We start from the raw sequence: 19,529 nt of genomic DNA, 5'->3' as shown, positions 1-19,529 counted from the left end.
GTGACCTTGCCCGGCTGAATTGGACACCTCTTCGTTTCTGCAATTGATGAGGTGATCCATGAAATACCGCCGCTACGACGACATGTTCAAGGTTGAAGCCGTTGAGCTGGCGCTGCAACCGGACATCCAGATCCAGGATGTGGCTGCGCAGCTGGGCATCCACCCGTTCATGCTGTCACGCTGGAAGAAGGAATACCGCGAGGGTCGACTCATGGCAAAGCCTTCCAAGGGCAGCGGCGCGGAAGCCGCGGAGCTGCGCCGGCAGATCCGGCAGTTGGAGCGCGATAACCGTAAGCTCAACGAGGAGAACGAGATCCTCAAGGAAGCGCGGCGTTTTTTCTGACAACGCCGACCGGGAGATACCGATTCATAGCCGAGCAGCGGGGGCGCTTCTCGGTGAAGCGCCTGTGTGACGCGCTGGGTGTGCCGCGCAGCAGCTTCTACGAGTGGGCGCGGCGGATGCCGAGTGTCCACGCGATCGAAGATGCGCTGTTGCTCAAGCCGATCCGCCAGGCGTTCTTCGCCAATCGTGGGATTTATGGCAGCCCCCGCATCAAACAGGCATTGGATGCCATGGGCCACCCCTGCGGTCGCCATCGCGTCGCACGGCTGATGCGCGAGAACGGCCTGGTTGCCCGTCAGGCCAAACGCTTCAAGCCGCGCCCGGGACGGGCGGCACACTACCAGGTGCCGAATCGGTTGTTGGAGCGGGGGCCGGCGAGGCGTCGCGGCGAGGTCTGGGTCGGTGACTACACGTATATCCACACACAACGCGGCTGGCTGTTTCTCGCGGTGGTGATGGACCAATACACCCGACAGATCCTTGGCTGGGCCACATCGCAGCAGCGCACAGCAGAGCTGACCTGTGCGGCACTCACCCATGCCCTGCAACACCATCGCCCGCGTCGTGGGGCGCTGTTCCACTCTGACCAGGGAATCGAATACGCGGCCAACGACTTCAAGGCCCTGTTGGACCGCCATCGCCTGACGCAGAGCATGAGCCGTCGGGCGTACTGCTACGACAACGCCCATGTAGAGTCGTTTTTCGGCACGCTGAAGGCCGAGTCCGACGTCACCGAGTTCCACCTACAACAATCCGTGTCCGCGTTGATTAGCTGTCAGGTCCCGGATGATTGCGCACCTGCCGAATGAATAGTTGCGGGTGGCTTTGTTGCCATTCCTTCAGCGCCTGTATCGGCGTTCGCTGGTGCAGCGCTTTCTGCGGTATGTGGTGATTGTACAGGTGGCAGTAGCGCTTGAGCGTGGTTTCCAGGTCCTGCCGGGAATCGAAGCGATGGCTGGCCAGGACCTCGCTGATGCGCCCGTTGAAGCGCTCGACCATGCCGTTGGTCTGCGGCCGGCGCACCGGTGAGAGGCGATGCTCGATGCCCGCCTCGGCGCAGAGCCGGTCGAAGACGTGCTCGCCGCTGGGCTGGCGAGCTTTGGCCTGAAGCCGATCGGTGAAGGCCTTGTCGTTGTCGGTGAGCAGCTTGCGGATGCGGAACGGCGCCTTGCCCCGTACGGCCTTGAGGAAGGCCGTTGCCGAGCGAGTGGACTTGTTGGCCTTGAGCTCAACGTAGACCCAGCGCGTGGCCCGGTCGATGGCCACGAACAGGTACCGGCGCCGGCTCTCGTCGGGCATCTGCGGCAGGTACTTGTAGTCGATATGGATATAGCCTGGCTCGTAGGCCTTGAAGGGCTTGGATTTGATCTCCTGCGAGGACTCGGCTGGCGTGAGATCGGCCAGCCGGGAGACACCGTTGCGACGCAGGCACCGGTCCAGCGCCGCGCGGCTGAGCCGCGGGTGGATGAACTCCCGGACCACCGCGAGCAGGTCATCGAGCGGCAGCAACAAGGTGCGTCGCAGCTCAATGACAATGGCCTCCTGCGCCGGGGAGAGCGTACTCAGCAGGTTCTTGCGCGTATGCGAGCGATCATGGACATCGTCCCGGCGGCGCCAGTGGCGCACCGTGCTGATCGAGATCCCCAGCTCCTCGGCCAGTTCCCGGCTGGTCTTGGTCGAGGCCTGAATATACGCCCGGGTCTTCGGGGTCGTCGTGGCGTTCGCGTGCAGTCGAATGTTCAGCGCCGGGCCTCCTCGGCTAGTGTGCTCAGCACCTCTCGGGCCAACCACAGAGGATAACTCCTCGGCGAGATGCAATCATCCGAGACCCTACAATTAGCCATGTCGATGACTACCTCCAGTTCTACAATCAGCGTCGGCTGCATTCGGCGCTGGGCTTTCAATCACCGGCCGCCTTCGGGAAACTGGCCGCGTGAACGTGTCCAATTCAGCCGGGCAAGGTCACTGGTGCTTCAAAGCCGGCCGGTTAAGCTGAGCGTTATGCGGAGGTCGTCAAAGACCGTTAACTGGATGAGGTTGGCCTCGCCTTGGTTGGTCACAATGGTCGAAAAAGGGGGGTATCTGAAACGCAGATTCCTTGTGTTAGCGTTAGCGGAAAAAAGGTGATTGGAGAGCTTGGTACTATAATGGATAAAGACGAACAGTATACGGCTTTAATGGCCACATGGTCTTCGGGAGTGATTGCCTATCATAGCCTGTTTTCAGCCTATCTAACCGCTAGTTCGATTTTCGTTGCTGCCAGCGTATTTCTTTTGAATGCGTTTTTTTCTAATGGCGGCGAAACTATGATTGCTTTCTTTCTGGTGTTTATCGGAGTCATAGGGGTATTTACTTCATTTCAAATGGCTGTGGGCCTTGAGCGTTTCACCGGGCAAAACCAGTATTTTGAATGGGAGTTGCGTGGGATAGAGGCTGCAGAGCAGTTCGGCGGTGTCAAACTATTCCAAAATTTACATTCATGGAGGGAGCGTCAGAGGGAGATAGAGAACAAAGCTCTAGAGCCTCCAAAATACAAGCCAAATTGGGCCACTAAGATTCACCGGTTCAAGCTCGCCGCGAGGGCAAAGGCGTTTCCATGGATCTTTGGTTTATATTTTATAGTGATTATTGCGTTTATATTCCTAGATCAGTTCGAGATCATTCGGTTTGCATAACAAGTCGCGCCACGCGGACGCACTAAAGTGCGCCGGTGCGCTCTGGCGTTATGCAAGAACGTATTTGGAATGGGCAATAAGTGCCGAGGAAGCGGGAAAGTAGATGAGAATCCTGAACGAGATTCTGAAATGGACTCGATCGCGTCCATCATGGCAGCGGGATGCGTGCCGGCGCCTACTTCAAAAGGAAAATGGATTAGGTGAGGTCGACTACTCCGAACTCTACGAGCTCCTGAAAAAGGACCATGGCATAAAGACCGATCGTGCCGTCACCTCAGTGCCACTAGAAAATGAACATCTTCCCGCCGAACGCACGCTCGGCGAGACCGTTACCCTTTTATCGTTGCGTGACCTGAATAACGTCAATCAGATCTCAAACGATCAGAACCTAGGATTCGCCCAGACCGGGATGACCGTGGTCTACGGGGGGAACGGGACCGGTAAATCCGGCTATGCACGGGTCATGAAACGAGCCTGCCGTGCCAGAGATCAGTCCGAACCAATTCATCCAAATGCAAACGATCCTTCGGTCGCAAGGAAAGAGCCGACAGCGAAATTCGATGTTGAAGTATATGGCCGGGTCGAAGAGGTCGAATGGTCTCGGGGAGCGACACCACCAGATCGGCTGTCCATGATATCGGTATTCGATTCGAAGTGCGCTCGCTCATATATAACGGCGGAACAAGATGTCGCGTACCTCCCCTATGGTCTAGATATTTTGGAAAACCTTGCAAAAGAAGTTGTGCCGAAAATTTCGGAAAAGCTCGACGCCGAACTCGCCGGAATCGACATCGATACTACCCCATTTAAGCATCTCGTTGGTGATACAGAGGTCGGGAAAACAATTAAAAACCTCTCCGCCAAATCAGACGTAGATGCGATAACTTCTCTCGGAACGTTAACAGAAGGAGAAATCAAACGAATTGCCGACCTCGAAGTAGCTCTCAAGGAAGCGGACCCCTTCGCCAAAGGCGAAGAGTTTCGGCGTTCGGCAATTCGTTTGAAGGCCTATGCCGAAAAACTGTCCAGCCCTCTTGTTTGGGTCAGCGACCACGCAGTTGAGAAGCTAGAAAGACTCAACGGAGAAAGAGCTGCCGCAGAGGCCGCCGAGAAGAAGGCAGCAGATGCATTGCGCGCCGGTGAGGAATTGCTCCCGGGAACGGGAGACCAAACTTGGAAACGTCTGTTTGATTCGGCGAAACGCTACTTCACGGAAGTGGCATATCCGGGTGAAGCGTTTCCGGCAAATGTCGAAGGGAAGGTCTGTCCTTTGTGTCAGGAAGATTTGCCGGATGCCGCTAATCAGCGCCTCAAGAGATTTCACGAGTACATTGAGAACGACGTCGCAAAGACGGCGGACAACGCTCGCAGAAAAGTCGAAGAGGCTAAAACGAAAATCGAGGCCGCAAGTCTGTCAATTTCGCCCGACGAAGCACTCGCTGATGAGTTAAAGGGACTCGATGACGAAATCCTCCCAAAAATCGCCGACTTCGAAGCTTCGCTTGAGGCCCGTAGAGCTTCGATGCTGGATTCCTTGGGGAAATCAGACTGGAGCGATATTTCTGGCTTAAACGAATCGCCGCGGGTCTACGTACGGCAACTCGCCGCGCATCAGCTTAAGTCGTGTCGGGAGCTAAGGAGGGCCGCGGACGAAGAGAAGCGGCGACAGCTTGAGGAGGAATTGGCTGAGTTGTCGGCGAGGCAACGCCTAGCGACGAGCTTGAAAGCCGTGATCGACTTGCTGGAACGGATGAAAAGGAAAGCGGCCCTTGAGAAGTGTCGGCAAAGCCTAAAAACCCGTCCAATCTCCGACAAATCGAAAGAGTTGGCGTCAGTAGCAGTAACTGAGGAACTTCGAAAAGCGCTTGATGAAGAATTCAACAGATTGGGAATTGGACATATCAAGACGAAACTCAAGGAGCGAAGCGCTCGTGGAAGGATGCTCCATCAACTGCTCCTCGACCTTCCAACGACAAACAAGATCGAGGAAATTTTGAGTGAAGGTGAACAGCGTGCCATTGCCCTAGGTTCGTTTTTTGCGGAGCTGGCGTTGGCGGATCATTCCTGCGGGATTGTTTTTGATGATCCCGTCTCTTCATTGGATCATAAGAGGCGAGGAAAAGTCGCAAAACGAATGGTGAGGGAAGCGAGCTCCCGGCAGGTGATCGTGTTCACGCATGACGTGGTGTTCTTGGAGCAGTTGCGCACGGAGTGCGACCGTGCGTTGCACGAGCCGACGATCACTAGTCTCGATCGTGTGGGCGCGAGCGCTGGCATCGTCAGTTCGGGGTTGCCCTGGGCGCATCAGAGCGTCGGGGAGCGCATCGATGTACTGGAAAAGGCGCAAAAACACTTTGAGAAGTTGCCATGGCCGGCCGAGCCGTCTGCGGAATTGGCTGGGGAGATTACCCGGCAGTATAGCCTTCTGCGAGCCACGATAGAGCGCGTGGTCCAGGATCATTTGCTCAATGGCACGGTTCAGCGTTTCAGGGATTATATCGACGTAAAAAGGTTATCGAAAGTAGTGGGCCTTCGGCAAGCCGAAGTGGATGAATTATTCCGGCTCAACCAAAGATGCCACGATATCGTGGAAGCCCATGATCCTGCATCCGCTAAGGATGAACCGCCGCCGACGCCCGACGAGCTAAAGCAAGATATTGCGGATCTTCGAGCACTAGTGGAGACGGTGAGAGCCCGAAGGAATGCTGCGCGAGGGTCCGCTTAGGGGATGCATGCATAACAATGCCATCAACTCGGATGGACAAAAGCGTAGCCTTGCTACGCTTTTGTCCACCGGTTATGGCGGCCGTTATATGCCTAAGGAGCGACAATCTTGAACATCACAGATCTACCTTTTGGGGTTACTGATTGGTCTGAGGTCGAGAAGACCGAGCATGCCGGGGAGAGGGGCGTGGCGTACTGGCGAACCCGACACTTCGGGGATATCCGGGTGCGGATGGTGGAGTACAGCCCGGGCTATCTGGCGGATCACTGGTGCGCGAAGGGGCACATACTTCTTTGTCTGGAAGGTGAGCTTCAGACTGAGCTGGAAGACGGCCGGTGCTTCACGCTCACTCCCGGTTCGAGCTATCAGGTCGCGGATAATGCGGAGCTTCACCGCTCATCAACTGAGCGGGGCGCCAGGCTATTCATCGTCGACTGAACACTCATGGCCAGACCGTTCACCGGAGGCCGAAGCCTTTGCGTCGCCGCGACCTTGTCACCGGTGATAGCGAGCGTTAAGGCGCTCCCCGAACACCATGCCCTTGAGTTCATCGTATGCACTACGACTGCTTTTCGGGAGTGCCGCAGTTGCCGCACCGGCGCTCCACTCCCTCACCGACGTGATGGAATGGTACCAGGATGGTTTCTCGACGGCGCAGCTCTGGCTGAACTATGTCGCGTTCCTGCCGATGCCGTGGTTGCTGCTCGGGGTCTATGCCGTGCGGGCCGAGGCGCTTGGCGCCGGTGCATTGATCGGGGCGGTGCTCTACGGGATCGCCTTTACGTATTTCGCTCACACGACGCTGTACGCCCTGAGCGCGGGTGTGCCGGACTACGAGTCGCTCTGGGGGCAGCTAGGACCGCTCTACACGGTTCATGGTGCGCTGATGGTGGTCGGCGGGCTGCTTTTCGCCAATTCGGCGCTCAGGGGGAAGGGCCTGCCCGCGGCGGCGGTCCTGCTGTTCGGTATCGGCCTGCTCGTGAACCTCGTGCTGGCGGTGGTTCCGGTGCCGGACATCCTGCAGGCCGTCGGCACGGCGATCCGTAATGCCGGCTTGGTCGGTATGGGCTATGCGGTTTTGCGGGAGAAACGAGGCGGCGCGTTCTGATCGGTACGTTGAGCTCGGGGCCAGCTCTAACATGCCGAGACATGGCGGTGGGAAGGCTGATCAGCTGGTGTAAGGCACGGTACAGGAAGGTTCCGTTGGTCTGGCTACAGGGAGGTAAGCCATGGCAAGGCCGCTGTGCCTTGAGTACGCGGGCGCGATCTATCACGTCTTCTCTCGCGGCAACCGCCGTGATCCGATCTATCTGGATGATCAGAGTTTCGCGAGCTTCCTCGATCTGCTCGGCGAGGCGTGCGTGCGGTTCAACGGGATCGTCCACGCATACTGCCTGATGTGTCCGCTTGGGAGGTTAAGAGGATACCTTGTTGGACAGTGTCAGGTGCCGAGGCTGGCACCGTGGCGCCGGTACCGGGAGGGAGAAATGGTCGAAGTCATTCTGCAGTCGGTTATCACGTGTCCGGAATGTGGTCACCGTAAGACGGAAACAATGCCGACGGACGCCTGCACCTATTTCTACGAGTGTGAGTCCTGCGGCGCGCTGCTCAAGCCGAAGCCCGGTGACTGCTGCGTGTTCTGCTCATTCGGGTCGGTGGCGTGTCCGCCGGTTCAGGAAGGCTCCGGGTGCTGTACCCCGGGCGAGTGACACGCCGCGTCAGGACCGGCGCCGCGTGCGGCAGGAATTCGGCCCGCTGGACGGCGGAAGAGAGGCCCAGGGTTACGCGTCGAGCGCGAAACGCCCGCGGATGGAGTTCGGGTGACAGGGGGGCGTTGGTGCGCGCTTCCTTCTCCCGCCACGGCAAAGGGGCGGTCAGTGTGAGACGCCGTGAGGGTCGGGCGTCGTTTGTGGGCGAATGCGCTCCGGGCGGTAGGCCGCAGGACTACCGGGCATCTGCTGGTTCCGCCCCATAGACCAGAACGATTTGCTTTGAGGTTCAATCGGATGGACGTTGTGTGCCTCCCGCGTCCGTGTCTGTCATGGGAGGGTCGCACGGTGGCCAAGGCGAATGCGTACTGGGGTCACGAACCGGTGGCGCGCGCATGCCCGGGGCTCTGCATGGGACCGGACCGGGGCGGTGTTGTCGATATCGGTCCGGCGGAGGTGACATGAAGTATCCCACGAGCACGGGGTTTGCGCTGCTGGGTGCGGCGCTGATTGCGATCAGTTACGGGCTGGCGCGCTTCGCCTTCGGGCTTTTCGTGCCGCCCATCCGTGCCGATCTGGAGCTGACGCCGTACGTGATCGGCATCATCGGTGCGCTGCCGCTCATCAGCTTCGTGCTGGCCACGCTGGTTGCCCCGTGGGCCGCGGATCGCCTGGGCGCCCGCAACACGGCCGTGCTCTCCGGTGCGTTCGGCGCCGGCGGTCTGGCGGTCATCAGTCAAGCGTCCGGCGCGCAGTCCCTCGGTGTGGGGGTGTTCGCCTGCGGCATCTGCACGGGGCTGATGATGCCGGCACTCACGGCCGCCATGCAGGTGCTGGTTAAGCGCTCGCTGCATGGGCGCGTGAGTTCGGTGATGAACGCGGGGACGAGCATCGGTGTGGCGGTTGCCGTGCCGGCGGTCCTGTTCCTGGCCACGGCCTGGCGTTTCGCGTACGTGTCGTTTGCCATCCTGGCGGCTATCGGGATCGTGGCCGCCTGGTACTTCATCCCCTCGGTGTCGCGGGCGACGGCGGCGATTACCGCGGCCGCGGCGCCGCCGCCGATCACTGCCCTGCAGTGGGCGCGTCTGTTCAGGCTCTCGCTGTTTTCCTTCGCGATGGGCTTCGTCTCCTCCGCGTACTGGATCTTCGCGCCGGATCTGGTGGTCACCCTCGGTGCCTTGCCGCCCGGGACGACCGGCTGGCTGTGGCTCGCCGTCGGCATCGCGGGGCTCGGGGGCGCGGTGGTGGCGGACCTGGCCGATCGCAACAACCCGCCCATCACCCAGGCGCTCATGCTGATGATGCTCTCCGCGAGCCTGGCGTTGCTCGCGGCCAGTCCCGGCCGGCTGGCGATTACCGCCTTCTCCGCGCTGGTCTTCGGCCTGGCCTACATGAGCCTGACCGGGCTGTACCTGATGACGGGCATCCGGCTGTTGCCGGGCCGGCTGTCGATGGGGCCGGTCCTGCCATTCATGGCCGTCTCGCTCGGGCAGGCCACGGGCTCGCCCGTGGTCGGCGTGCTGGTGAACGCGCTCGGCTACGCCGATGCGTTCGCCGTGTTCTCCTCGATCGGCATCCTGGTGGCGATCCTGTCGCCGCTGTATCCGCGCTACATCGAGCACGGGGCGGAAGAGGAGGCCGAGGAGGAAACCGGCCTCCAGGCGGCGTTCGATCACCAAGTCCAGGACGTGGATGGCGAGACGCCGGAGCCCGCTACGGAGGAGGCCGATCGGCCCTAGGCCGCGCGGCGCTCCTGGCCCGAACGCAGCCACGTGGCGAGTGCGCCAGCCGGAGCGGAGTGACGACGTGCGCCTGGTTGGGCAATCAGGTGCCGCACGGGTGTTGAAATCCGGGAACCGACCCCCGACTTTCCTTCGGTAGGTCACTACTTAATTCCGATGTGACGGCATGCAGCAGGGGTTTGCGCCGCGATGTCCTCTGGCGGGCGCTACGCGGCATGAATCGGCCGGTGCGACCGGGCGTTTGCTGCGGGCCGGTCTGCGATGTCGTCGTTTCCTGTGGAATCAATGGTTTCCTTTACGAGGGCGCGGCAACGGGAAAGGGTGCAACGGCGACGGGGGCCTCCGGAGCGTGGCACCACCGGCGCGTTGTCGCTGCCTTCGCGCCAGCATCCCGCCCGGGCAGCCGTGGTCCGTGCGATTGCCACTGCTGGCGATGTCTGGCGGTAGAGGGGCCCGGCCGTGCGTCGGCACGAGGTAGGCCCCTTCCGGTTGGAGCCGGGTCCGGAGCTCGAAGCGATCAGAAGACATTTGTTCCCTCGCCGGAATGGATACAACGGCGTGTAACCAGGAGAACGCATTATGCTGCTAGAAGAGACCTATACCCTCTCTAATGGCGTTGAGATCCCCAAGCTGGGGCTTGGCACGTGGTTCATCGAGGGTAAGGATGCCGAAGAGGCGGTGAAGGAGGCCGCCAGGCTCGGTTACCGCCATATCGATACCGCGCAGGACTACGGCAACGAGGCCGAGGTGGCTGCGGGTATCAAGGCCTGTGGGGTTAGCCGTGAGGAGATGTTTGTCACCACCAAGCTCGCGGCGCGGTACAAGGACTACAAGGGCGCGGTAGAGTCCATCGAGGGCTCCCTTCAGCGCATGGGCCTGGATTACATCGACATGATGATCATCCACAGCCCCCAGCCCTGGGACAGCTTCGGTGAGGCGGATCGCTTCCTCGAAGGCAACCGCGAGGCCTGGCGCGCGCTCGAGGAGGCCCACAAGGCAGGCAGGATCCGCGCGATCGGCCTGTCCAACTTCGCCGAGCAGGACATCGACAACATCCTGGAGTCCTGCACGGTCAAACCGGTGGTCAACCAGATCCTGGCGCACGTGAGCAACACCCCCTGGGACCTGATCAAGTACTCGAAGGACAAGGGGCTGCTCGTCGAGGCGTACTCGCCGGTGGGCCACGGTGAGCTGTTCAAGAACGAGCAGATCGCGGAAATGGCCAGGAAGTACGGTGTCTCCGTGCCGCAGCTGTGCATCCGCTACGATCTGCAGCTCGGCCTGCTGCCGCTGCCCAAGACGGCCAACCCGGAGCACATGAAGAACAACGCGGACGTGGACTTCGTGATCGCCGATGACGACATGGAGACGCTGAAGAACATGGAGCCGATCAAGGACTACGGCGACGCCAGCGTCTTCCCGGTGTTCCAGTAATCACGGGGAAGCCCTGCGTGTTTGAACCGGGTCCGGCCCTTTCGGTGTACCGAAAGGGCCGGGCGTCTCCCGCTTCCAGCCCCCCGTTGCCGTAACAGCGCGCGTTTAAGGGGCTATCCGGCGCGCTCCCTCCGCGGCGGCGACTATGGCGGTTTCCCGGAGCGCAAGACCTGCTCTGCCTGCGCTTAACAGGTGGTTCACGCTCGCTGCCAGCCGGACCGCTATCACCCATTGAGCGAAATCCCCGAGGGGAACCCCACCCGGCCAGGGGGCAGCCCTACGGCCTCCGACTCCTCGTTGGCTCCCGGGCGCGAAGCCGGCCGGGATTCAGCGATATTCCCCGGGCGGACGTGAGTTCAGGAAGGGGTGCGCGATCACCCGTGATAGGCGGGTTAGGCACCGCCGAGTGCCCGGGTCACCCATTCCCACAGCCGCTCCGGCGTGGCCGAGTCGCCGTCGTAGAGCACCCGGTAGATGAGCGGGCCGATGATGAAGCCACTGCGCCCTGCACTATGCGAGATCCGTCATGGGAATTTATCCACCGAAATCCGCCGGCTGACGGTATACTCCCCCCTTTGCCTGCATCGGCAACGCTTGGGCATGTGGTGTTGGATGGTTCGGTGAGGCTGTTGAGCGTGGCGGTTTTGAGTATATGTGAATAGTTTATATCGGGGTGTGGCGGGCGGGAAATAAAGGATTTCAGTGCGGAATAAACGGCGGGCACTTCCGGCGGCAATCCGGGCATAAAACATGGGTTTCGCCTTGTCGGGATTCGGATAACAGCGTGTTGATCGTTTCGTTTTTTCCGCATTCCATGTCTCCCGCGTTTCAGCCTTGGGCACTCAAGGCATATCAACGCTTTCGGACCAGTCAATAAGAACGCATAGCGATCAGCTCAGGAAGGTGATTACCACGCGATCACGCAAACCGGCACGGCCGTTATGGGGACAGTCCGGCGGCGAGGTGTTGCCTGGCGCCGATTGCTATCCATCGAAACGGTGGGCTCCCGCCATGCCACCCCGAGTGGCGGGAGTCGGCATGTTGATCGGGGCAACAAGAAGGAAAACCTGATGGATTATAAGGAGTACAAGGTGCTCTACGTGGTCGAGGGCGGCCTTGGTACGATCTTTCTGGGGGCGTCGGGCATTCCGATCAAGAAGATGGAGACCGCTTTGAACAAGGAAGCGGCGGACGGGTGGACGGTGGTCTTCCAGGTTCTGGAGCAGAAACGTTTCATGCTCTTCTGGAAGCGGGAGGCGGTGATCGTCACCCTCGGTCGCTAGGCCTGCCGTAGCAGGCGAATGGCATCGGGAGGGAGCCCTCCCGGTGCAAAAAGGAGATTTTCCAATGTCTAAAGAGGCCGTCCAGGAGAGGGAAGAGAGCATCCGCAGGCTGGTGAGGGAGCTGCCGGATGACAAGCGGCTGCGGTATTTCAGGGAGGTGGAGCGCAAGATCAAGGATCCGGATACCTATGCGACCCTGAACTTTATATTTTTCGCCGGGCTGCACCACTTCTATCTCGGCAAATGGCTGTACGGCATCATCAACATGGCCGTGTTCTGGGTAGGGGTGGCCATGCTGTTCACGGACCATGTCGGGCTGGGTGTCCTAGTGCTGATCGGTGTCAGCGTTCTGGAGCTCTGCGAGCTGTTCCGCTCGCAGGTGATCGTGCAGAAGTACAACAACCAGGTCATGGAGAGGGTCTACAATTCCGTCAGCAGGGCCTGAGGAGACGGGTCCGGAGATGGTCGTGTACAGCGCGCCGTTCCCCGCCTCCCGTTGGCGTGCATGCCTCGGTTAGCCATTGGCGGTGTGCGGTGACTATGGCGCCTGGAGAAGGTTCGTGACGCTCGAATACCTCGTGACCTCGCTCATCGTCGTCCTGCTGCCGGGGACGGGCGTCATCTATACGCTTGCATTCGGGCTCGGCCGCGGCTGGCGGGCCAGCGTGCTCGCGGCGTTTGGCTGCACGCTCGGGATCGTCCCTCATGCCGTGGCGAGTACTGCGGGGCTTGCGGCGCTCCTCTATACGAGCGCATTGGCGTTTCAGGTTGTGAAATACCTCGGGGTGGCGTACCTGCTCTACATGGCGTGGGGCGTACTCCAGGAGAGAGATGCGCTGCAGGTATCGGGGCGAAGCGAGCCGACGCCGGACATCAGGATCGTTGTTGACGGGGTGTTGCTGAATATTCTCAACCCCAAACTGTCCCTGTTTTTCCTGGCGTTCCTGCCCCAGTTCGTGCCGGGCAGTGCCGTTGCGCCAGCGGAGTATATGCTGGGGCTGGCCGCGGTCTTCATGCTCCTCACGTTCGTCATTTTCGTCGGATACGGCGCGTTCGCATCGGCGGTGCGTCGCTACGTTGTCTCCAGTCCGGGCGTCATGGTCTGGTGCAGACGTGGCTTCGCAGCGGTGTTCGTCGCGCTCGGGGTCCGGCTCGCGCTGGCCGAGCGGTGATTGCCGTCATGATGCGCCGATGCGTTGTCCTGTGGCATGGCGCCGGGTTGTCCCACGTCAAATGGAAATCGATGAAGACACCGTATCGGGGTGGCAATGCGGCCGTATCGATACGCTGCCTTCAATCTGGCTTGAACGGGGCCTGACGCCGCCTAAAGGAGGGACCACGATGGCGATCAACGGTGGGTGTTTGTGCGGCAGGGTTCGGTATGAGGTCGCCGGAGGGCTTTCAGGTGCCGATCACTGCCACTGCTCCCGGTGCAGGCGGCAGCATGGTGCCGCGTTCGCGACCTATGCCGACCTTGATCCGGCCGATTTCAGGTGGACCGCCGGAGCGGCATTCGTGAAGGTCTATGAGACGTCCTCGGGGGCCGGATGGTGTTTCTGCAGCGAGTGCGGATCGTCGCTGGCAGGCACGGTGAACGGCGAGGTCACCGCGATTACGCTGGGCACGGTCGAGGGCGATCCGGGCGTGACGCCGGGGTTTCATATATTCGTGGGCTCCCGGGCCCCGTGGTATGAAATCAGCGACGACATTCCGCAATTCGATGAAAGGCCGCCAGCGACCTAGCTGTGACCTTCCAGTAGGTTGTTCACTCGGGATCTACCCGGAAGACTGGCAGTGCGAGTCAAAACACTCCGCCGGGAGGTCCGGATGAACACCCCTGTGTGTGGATGTCGCACGAGGGGAGATAATGGAATTTCGGGTAGGTCGTGCGCCACAGGCGTGCGACATTCCGGGCCGGTCCCGGTGGCGTCGCACACGGCCTGCGGCCGTGCACGACCTAGCTGCTGACCGCCGTGGGGGCGTTGCGGGCCCAGGGATGGTTCCTGCCCGGCCAGCGGAATCCGGAGACTGTCGCCGGTTCCCGGTGATGTGTGCGGCGTGAACCGGCACTGGCTGCCGGGCGTGAAGCCGGCCGGCACTCAGCGATATTCCCCGATTGGATGCGGGTTCAGGAAGGGACGTGATCGCCCGTGATCCCGCTCGCGCTGAGCCCGCGGCGGTGCGGGCTAGACGCCGCCGAGCGCGCGGCTCACCCATTCCCGCAGCCGTTCCGGCGTGGCCGAGTCGCTGTCGTAGAGCACCCTATAGATGAGCGGGCCGATGATGAAGTCCATCAGGGTGTCGACGTCGGGCGGTGTCTCGCCGCGGGTGACGGCGCGCTGGTGGATCTGCGCGATCTGTTCCCGCGCATACTGGAAGCAGCGCTGGCGGCGGGTCTCGTCCGCGCTGGCCATGATCTCGCAGAGCATCTGGCGCCCGGGTGCCGATACCATTTCGTCGAGGTAGTGCTCGCCCCAGCTCAGGAGGTCCGAGGCGAGGGCGCCGGTGTCCTCAGGGGCGGTCTCGGGGCGGAAGCGCTCCAGGGTGACGTCCGCGAGCAGGTCGTTGAGGTTGCCCCAGCGGCGGTAGATGGTCGACGGGGTGACGCCGGCGTGGGCAGCGATGACGGGGATGGTGAGGTCCTCGCGGGATCGCTCGGCCTGCAGCTCGCGTACCGCCGTGTGCACGGCCTGCTGAACCCGGGCGCTGCGGCCGCCCGGACGTACCGACTCTCTCGTCGCCATAGGTCCTAAACGCAAAATATTTGCTTTTATCCGGTATAGCCACCACACTCCACTAACGCAAATATTTTGCATTAGTGGAGGTTCCATGGCATCGCCGCAGACGTCCCCGCCGGAACACGGGGTCGGCGCGCCCAGCTCACCCTGGAGGTTGGCCGTTTATGCTATCACGCTGTTCATGTTCCTCGCCGCGTCGAACGCGCCGACGCCGTTGTACCACCTCTACCAGGCGGAGTGGCATTTCTCGGCGACCGTGCTGAGCGTAGTGTTCGCGGTCTACGCCTTCACGCTGCTCCTTGCGCTGCTGGTCTTCGGTTCGCTCTCCGACCACGTCGGCCGCTGGCCGGTGATCGTCGGGGCGCTGCTGGTGGAGGTCGTGGCCATGCTGGCGTTCCGGTGGGCGGCGGGCGTGACCTGGCTGGTCGTTGCGCGGCTGTTGCAGGGGGCGGCAACAGGCGCCGCCACGAGCGCGCTGGCGGCGGCGCTCCTGGATGCGGACAGCCGCCGCGGGCCGGTATTCGCAGCGGTCGCGCCGCCGCTGGGGCTGGCCTTCGGCGTGCTCGGATCGAGCCTGATACAGCTCCGTGCGGCGGACCCGCTGCACGCGGTCTACGGTGTCCTGGTGGCGCTGTTTGCCGTGCTGTGCGTGCTCAACGTCTTCAGCGGTGAGCGGGCGCGGCGGCGTGCCGGTGCCTGGGCGTCGCTGTGGCCGCGGCTCACCGTCCCCGCCGCGGCGCGCCCGACCCTGTGGCGGGTGATCCCCATCAACATCGCGGTCTGGGCGCTCGGCGGGTTCTATTTCTCGCTGGCGCCGTCGCTCACCGAGCGCGTGATCGACCCGCAGTCGCCGCTGGTGGCCGGGGTGATCGTGTTCACCCTGCCTTTCGTCGGCGGTATCAGCGTCTACACGTTCCGCCGCCGGCCGGCGGCGGTCGCACTGCGCTTCGGCGGTTGGGGGCTGGCCATCGGGCTCGCCATCACGCTCGCCGGCGTGCATGGACAGATCGCCGCGCTGCTGCTAATCGGTACAGCGGTGGCAGGCATGGGTTTCGGCGCCGGGTTCATGGGGGCGCTGGGGGCCGTCATGCCGCTGGCGCCGGTGAGTGAGCGCTCCGCGCTGATGGCGGTGTTCTACGTCCTGAGCTACCTCTCGTTCAGCGTGCCTGCCATCATTGCCGGCCTGTCGACGCAGGTGCTGGGCGTGGTCCCCACCACCTACGGTTACGGTGCGGTCGTTGCGGCGCTGGCGCTCAGTGCACTGGCGGGCATGGCACGGCAGCGCCCGGCCTGCCCGGTGGGCGGCTGAACGGATCGGCCCGGTGCGGGCCGGGCGCCCACCGGGTGCTGCGGTGTGCCGCCGGGCTTCAAGGGGGAGGGCAGACCTCATGAGCGGAGAGTCGTACACGCCGGGCCATTCCGGGAATGCCACCGCGTTCATGGCCGCGCGCACCATCGAGTCGCACGGCCGTTTCTTCACGCCCCATCTGGAGCCGGGTGTGTCCGTCCTGGACTGCGGCTGCGGGCCCGGCTCGATCACCCTGGGCATTGCGGCACGCACCCACCCGGGCGAGGTCGTCGGCGTGGATTTCGGCGAGAGCCAGATCGAGCGGGCACGCGAGAGCGCCACCGGGGCGGGCGCGCACAACGTCCGTTTCCAGACGGCGGACTGCTACGCGCTGCCGTTTCCGGACGAATCCTTCGACCGCGTGTTCAGCAACGCGCTGATGGAGCACCTCGCCGACCCGGCGGCCGCGGTCCGTGAGTTTCACCGTATCCTCCGGCCGGGCGGCGTTATCGGCCTGTGCAGCCCGGACTGGGGCGGGTTCGTGCTCGCGCCGCCGTCCGACGCGCTGGACGGCGCCATCCGCGCCTACGAGGCGCTTCAGACCCGCAACGGCGGCGACGTCCGTGCCGGCCGTCGGCTCGGTGGATACCTGGCGGAGAGCGGTTTCAGCGCGGTCGCGATGTCGGCACGATACGAGTGCTACGATTCGCTGCCGGCCATCGGGGGGTACCTCGCGCTCCAGCTCGACGACAGCGGGGATGCCCGGTCCGCGGCCACGCTGCGCGACTGGAGCCGGTCCGAGGGCGGCATGTTCGCCCAGTGCTGGATCTCCTGCGTCGCGCGCAAGCCGTGATACCGGCGTGTGCGGCAGCGGCGGGCCATGTCGACGCCGCACCACTGTCGCTGGCGCGGCCGCCGGGGCCTGAAAGGAAACGCATTCGATGAGTGTCACGCGGATCAACCGTTTCACCTCGGAAGAGGGCATGGCCGCCGACCTCCACGAGGGACTGCGCGCCATCGTGCCGCTGGTAGAGGCCTCCGGGGGCTGCCTGTCGTCCCGGCTCATGCGCAACACGGACTTCGCCCGCGAGTTCGGGATCCAGGAAGAGAGGGCCTCCGTCGAGGCGCACCGGGCCTCCCTGGAGAGGGTGCCGCCCGAGACGGTCGCCATCGTCATGCCGCCGCTCGCCGGCGGGCACGTACCAAACCGGTGAGTGGCACCACCGGCCCGGCGGAACCGGCCATGACCGCGGATACCGGCACGTATGTCCTGATTCTGCGGTGCGATACCGCCGCGCGGCTGCGCATCGGGCGCTGGGGTGTCCTCCACGCCCGGTCCGGTTACTACGCCTACGTGGGCAGTGCCTTCGGGCCCGGCGGTGTGCGCGCCCGCGTCGCGCGGCACGCCCGCCGGGGCAAGGCGATGCACTGGCACGTGGACTACCTCCGCGAGCATGCGGTGCTGGCGTCGGTGTGGTTCGCGCATTCAGGCACCCGGCTGGAGCACGAGTGGGCCGATGCGCTGGCGGGGCTCGCCGGTATGGAGCCGGTTAACGGCTTCGGCTGCAGTGACTGCCGGTGCGAGTCCCACCTGTTCTTCTCGCCGGCGGAGCCGTTGCCGGACCGGTTCCGGCGCGTTGCGCTCGGTACGGTGGCCGTCTGGCGCCCGGATGAGGCCGTTTAATGGCGAAAGTGGACCGGGATTGCCCTTTTGCATGAATCGGGTGCGACGGCGTGCGTTTCCCGCCGGCAGGTGTCCGGCATACGACGCCGCCTGGACACACGGGAGACCTCCCACGGCCGCCGGTCGCCGGGAGCAACCGATCCGCCCGGGCCACGGCGGTTCCGTCCTCCCGCAGGTCGGCTGCTCAGGGCAGCCGACGTTGCCGGCACCGCAGGACGTGACGTTGGCTGCCAGGAGCAGCTAACATACAGCACCGGTCCCCTTCACGGGCATGGCGGTGCCACAAGACCCGCCGGCCGCGGGAGAACCCCTCTCCCGCAGGGGGAGAACGGGGGTACGGCCTGCATACCCGACCCGGGGCATTCCCGGACGGCCTGTCTCCGGCGCCCGTATGATGGGCCGGTCTCACACCGCACATGGAAGGTTCGATGAACGTCTCCCCCGTTACCCTGGAGGGGCGCGAGGTGCGTCTGGAGCCCCTCGCCGCCGCGCACCGCGACGTGCTGTTCGCGGCCGCTGCGGACGGCGAGCTGTGGCGTTCGCCGGTGACGGTGGTGCCGTCGTCGCCGCAGGCCATGGCCGCCTACATCGACGACGCCCTCGCCGGACAGGCACAGGGGCGGTATCTTCCCTTCGCCGTGATCCGGCGCGCGACCGGCCGGGTCGTGGGGACGACCCGCTATCGTGCCATCGAGCCTGCGCACCGGCGCCTGGAGATCGGATCCACCTGGCTGGCGGCCGGCGTGCAGCGCACGGCGGTGAATACCGAAGCCAAGCTGCTGTTGCTCCGGCACGCGTTCGAGGTGCTGGGGTGCGCCCGCGTGGAGTTCCTGACGGACGTGCTCAACGAGCGTTCCCGCGCCGCCATCGCCCGGCTGGGGGCGAGGCAGGAGGGCATTCTGCGCCGCCACATGGTCATGCCGGACGGGCGCCACCGGGACTCCGCGTGTTACAGCATCATCGAGCCCGAGTGGCCCGCGGTGCGGGCGTCACTGGAGGCGAGGCTGCGCCGCTACGGGGCGGGCGGCGGCGGTTAGCGCCGCTCGTCCGCGGTCACCCGCATCAGAACCCGGTCGAGGAGCCGTGTCGGGAGCAGCCGGCTCAGTGCCTTGAAGACGTGGCTGGGTACGGTGACGTGATAGCGCGCCTTCGGCCGCGGTGACTCCAGCGCGTGGGCGAGACGGCGGAGCACGGCCTCCGGATCGCGGGAGAAGGGCGTGCGGCCGCTGCCTGCGAGGCGGCGGGCGTAGGCCGCGTAGGCCTCGCGGTGGGCGCTCGTCTCCGCGTCGATCCAGCGCCGGAACATCGCCTCCGCGTTGGCGCGGAAGCGGCTGGTGACGGGCCCGGTCTGGATCAGGCTGACGTGGATCCCGCTGCCGTGGAGCTCCTGGCGCAGGGTGTCGGTCAGTCCCTCCAGGGCGAACTTGCTCGCGTTGTAGGCGCCGCGGTAGGGCATGGCGACGAAGCCGAGCAGGGAGCTGTGCATCACCACTCGCCCGTGACCCTGCCGGCGGAAGACCGGCAGCGCGTGGCGGGCAACGGCCTGGGCGCCGAGGACGTTGGTCTCGAACTGCGCGCGCAGCGCCTCGCGGGGCAGGTCCTCGACCGCGCCGGGCTGGCCGTAGCCGGCGTTGCAGAACACCGCGTCCAGCCGCCCTCCGGTGCGTTCGAGCAGGGTGGCCACGGCCGCGGCGACGCCGTCCTCGTCCGCGACGTCCAGTACCAGCGTCTCCAGGCCGTCGCCTTGCAGTCGTTCCACGTCCGCCGCCCGGCGGGCGGAGGCGAACACGCGCCAGCCGCGCCGGTGCAGCGCATGGGCGCAGTGCGCGCCGATGCCGCTGGAGCAGCCGGTGATCAGAATGACGGGTCGCTGGTCGCTGATGGCGGGCTCCGGGTGGTGGCGGATCG

At 63.6% G+C, this 19,529-nt stretch carries 21 protein-coding genes; 18 read left to right on the top strand and 3 right to left on the bottom strand.

Annotation, left to right across the window (positions count from 1 at the left end; all coding sequences use genetic code 11):
- Positions 1-58: 58 nt before the first annotated feature.
- Complete coding sequence (locus tag ACEZHJ_RS11690) at positions 59-343, top strand: transposase (protein ID WP_163143699.1); 285 nt, start codon at positions 59-61, stop codon at positions 341-343.
- Positions 340-1,152, top strand: a complete 813-nt coding sequence (locus ACEZHJ_RS11685; RefSeq protein ID WP_375036520.1) for an IS3 family transposase — start codon at positions 340-342, stop codon at positions 1,150-1,152. The genes ACEZHJ_RS11690 and ACEZHJ_RS11685 overlap by 4 nt, the downstream gene beginning before the upstream one ends.
- Here ACEZHJ_RS11685 and ACEZHJ_RS11680 read toward each other — a convergent pair.
- Complete coding sequence (locus tag ACEZHJ_RS11680) at positions 1,112-2,086, bottom strand: IS481 family transposase (RefSeq protein ID WP_375036519.1); 975 nt, start codon at positions 2,084-2,086, stop codon at positions 1,112-1,114. The two genes, ACEZHJ_RS11685 and ACEZHJ_RS11680, sit on opposite strands and share 41 nt — an antisense overlap.
- 404 nt (positions 2,087-2,490) lie before the next feature.
- Here ACEZHJ_RS11680 and ACEZHJ_RS11675 point away from each other — a divergent pair, with 404 nt between their 5' ends.
- From ACEZHJ_RS11675 to ACEZHJ_RS11625, 11 genes are all read left to right on the top strand, one after another.
- Positions 2,491-3,018, top strand: coding sequence for a hypothetical protein (locus tag ACEZHJ_RS11675; protein ID WP_163139959.1), 528 nt, complete (start codon positions 2,491-2,493; stop codon positions 3,016-3,018).
- Between the two features lie 103 nt (positions 3,019-3,121).
- Positions 3,122-5,743, top strand: a complete 2,622-nt coding sequence (locus ACEZHJ_RS11670) for an AAA family ATPase (protein ID WP_163139957.1) — start codon at positions 3,122-3,124, stop codon at positions 5,741-5,743.
- A 108-nt stretch (positions 5,744-5,851) separates the two neighbouring features.
- Positions 5,852-6,181 carry a DHCW motif cupin fold protein gene (locus ACEZHJ_RS11665; protein ID WP_018718520.1) on the top strand — a complete coding sequence of 110 codons (330 nt, stop codon included), beginning with the start codon at positions 5,852-5,854 and terminating at the stop codon, positions 6,179-6,181.
- Between the two features lie 184 nt (positions 6,182-6,365).
- Positions 6,366-6,851, top strand: a complete 486-nt coding sequence (locus ACEZHJ_RS11660; RefSeq protein WP_018718519.1) for a hypothetical protein — start codon at positions 6,366-6,368, stop codon at positions 6,849-6,851.
- Positions 6,852-7,230: 379 nt separating this feature from the next.
- Complete coding sequence (locus tag ACEZHJ_RS11655) at positions 7,231-7,452, top strand: GDCCVxC domain-containing (seleno)protein (protein ID WP_026321131.1); 222 nt, start codon at positions 7,231-7,233, stop codon at positions 7,450-7,452.
- Between the two features lie 461 nt (positions 7,453-7,913).
- Positions 7,914-9,191 (top strand): MFS transporter, encoded by a 1,278-nt coding sequence (locus ACEZHJ_RS11650; protein ID WP_018718517.1) that lies wholly within the window; start codon positions 7,914-7,916, stop codon positions 9,189-9,191.
- Positions 9,192-9,773: 582 nt separating this feature from the next.
- Positions 9,774-10,628, top strand: a complete 855-nt coding sequence (locus ACEZHJ_RS11645) for an aldo/keto reductase (RefSeq protein ID WP_018718516.1) — start codon at positions 9,774-9,776, stop codon at positions 10,626-10,628.
- Between the two features lie 1,070 nt (positions 10,629-11,698).
- Positions 11,699-11,911, top strand: a complete 213-nt coding sequence (locus ACEZHJ_RS11640; protein ID WP_018718515.1) for a DUF4177 domain-containing protein — start codon at positions 11,699-11,701, stop codon at positions 11,909-11,911.
- A 64-nt stretch (positions 11,912-11,975) separates the two neighbouring features.
- On the top strand, positions 11,976-12,356 hold the full coding sequence (locus ACEZHJ_RS11635; RefSeq protein WP_018718514.1) for a hypothetical protein: 381 nt from the start codon (positions 11,976-11,978) through the stop codon (positions 12,354-12,356).
- Positions 12,357-12,471: 115 nt separating this feature from the next.
- Positions 12,472-13,083, top strand: coding sequence for a LysE family translocator (locus ACEZHJ_RS11630; RefSeq protein ID WP_163139953.1), 612 nt, complete (start codon positions 12,472-12,474; stop codon positions 13,081-13,083).
- 169 nt (positions 13,084-13,252) lie between these two features.
- Complete coding sequence (locus ACEZHJ_RS11625; protein ID WP_018718512.1) at positions 13,253-13,654, top strand: GFA family protein; 402 nt, start codon at positions 13,253-13,255, stop codon at positions 13,652-13,654.
- A 443-nt stretch (positions 13,655-14,097) separates the two neighbouring features.
- Here ACEZHJ_RS11625 and ACEZHJ_RS11620 read toward each other — a convergent pair whose 3' ends face one another.
- On the bottom strand, positions 14,098-14,655 hold the full coding sequence (locus ACEZHJ_RS11620; RefSeq protein ID WP_163139952.1) for a TetR/AcrR family transcriptional regulator: 558 nt from the start codon (positions 14,653-14,655) through the stop codon (positions 14,098-14,100).
- 148 nt (positions 14,656-14,803) lie between these two features.
- Between ACEZHJ_RS11620 and ACEZHJ_RS11615 the strand changes: the two genes are divergently transcribed.
- The 5 genes from ACEZHJ_RS11615 (at position 14,804) to ACEZHJ_RS11595 (ending at position 18,658) form a co-directional block, all read left to right on the top strand.
- Entirely contained in the window at positions 14,804-15,958 is a 1,155-nt protein-coding gene (locus ACEZHJ_RS11615) for an MFS transporter (RefSeq protein ID WP_259199431.1), read from the top strand.
- Positions 15,959-16,037: 79 nt separating this feature from the next.
- Complete coding sequence (locus ACEZHJ_RS11610; RefSeq protein WP_375036518.1) at positions 16,038-16,790, top strand: methyltransferase domain-containing protein; 753 nt, start codon at positions 16,038-16,040, stop codon at positions 16,788-16,790.
- Positions 16,791-16,878: 88 nt separating this feature from the next.
- Positions 16,879-17,151: a putative quinol monooxygenase gene (locus ACEZHJ_RS11605; protein ID WP_163139949.1), complete on the top strand. Its 273-nt coding sequence runs from the start codon at positions 16,879-16,881 to the stop codon at positions 17,149-17,151.
- A 29-nt stretch (positions 17,152-17,180) separates the two neighbouring features.
- Complete coding sequence (locus ACEZHJ_RS11600) at positions 17,181-17,621, top strand: DUF123 domain-containing protein (RefSeq protein WP_163139947.1); 441 nt, start codon at positions 17,181-17,183, stop codon at positions 17,619-17,621.
- 428 nt (positions 17,622-18,049) lie between these two features.
- The gene (locus ACEZHJ_RS11595) at positions 18,050-18,658 is read left to right on the top strand and encodes a GNAT family N-acetyltransferase (protein ID WP_375036517.1); all 609 of its coding nucleotides are present in this window, start codon (positions 18,050-18,052) and stop codon (positions 18,656-18,658) included.
- Here the strand turns inward: ACEZHJ_RS11595 and ACEZHJ_RS11590 are convergent.
- A complete protein-coding gene (locus ACEZHJ_RS11590; RefSeq protein ID WP_205599801.1) occupies positions 18,655-19,503 on the bottom strand; it encodes an SDR family NAD(P)-dependent oxidoreductase in 849 nt (282 codons plus the stop codon). The genes ACEZHJ_RS11595 and ACEZHJ_RS11590 overlap by 4 nt on opposite strands.
- Between the last annotated feature and the right edge of the window lie 26 nt (positions 19,504-19,529).

The organism is Arhodomonas sp. KWT2 (assembly GCF_041949875.1).
In the GTDB taxonomy this organism is placed as follows: Bacteria; Pseudomonadota; Gammaproteobacteria; order Nitrococcales; family Nitrococcaceae; genus Arhodomonas; species Arhodomonas aquaeolei.
The sequence above is the reverse complement of the archived record's forward strand: the minus strand, read 5'-3'. Positions and strand labels throughout refer to the sequence as shown.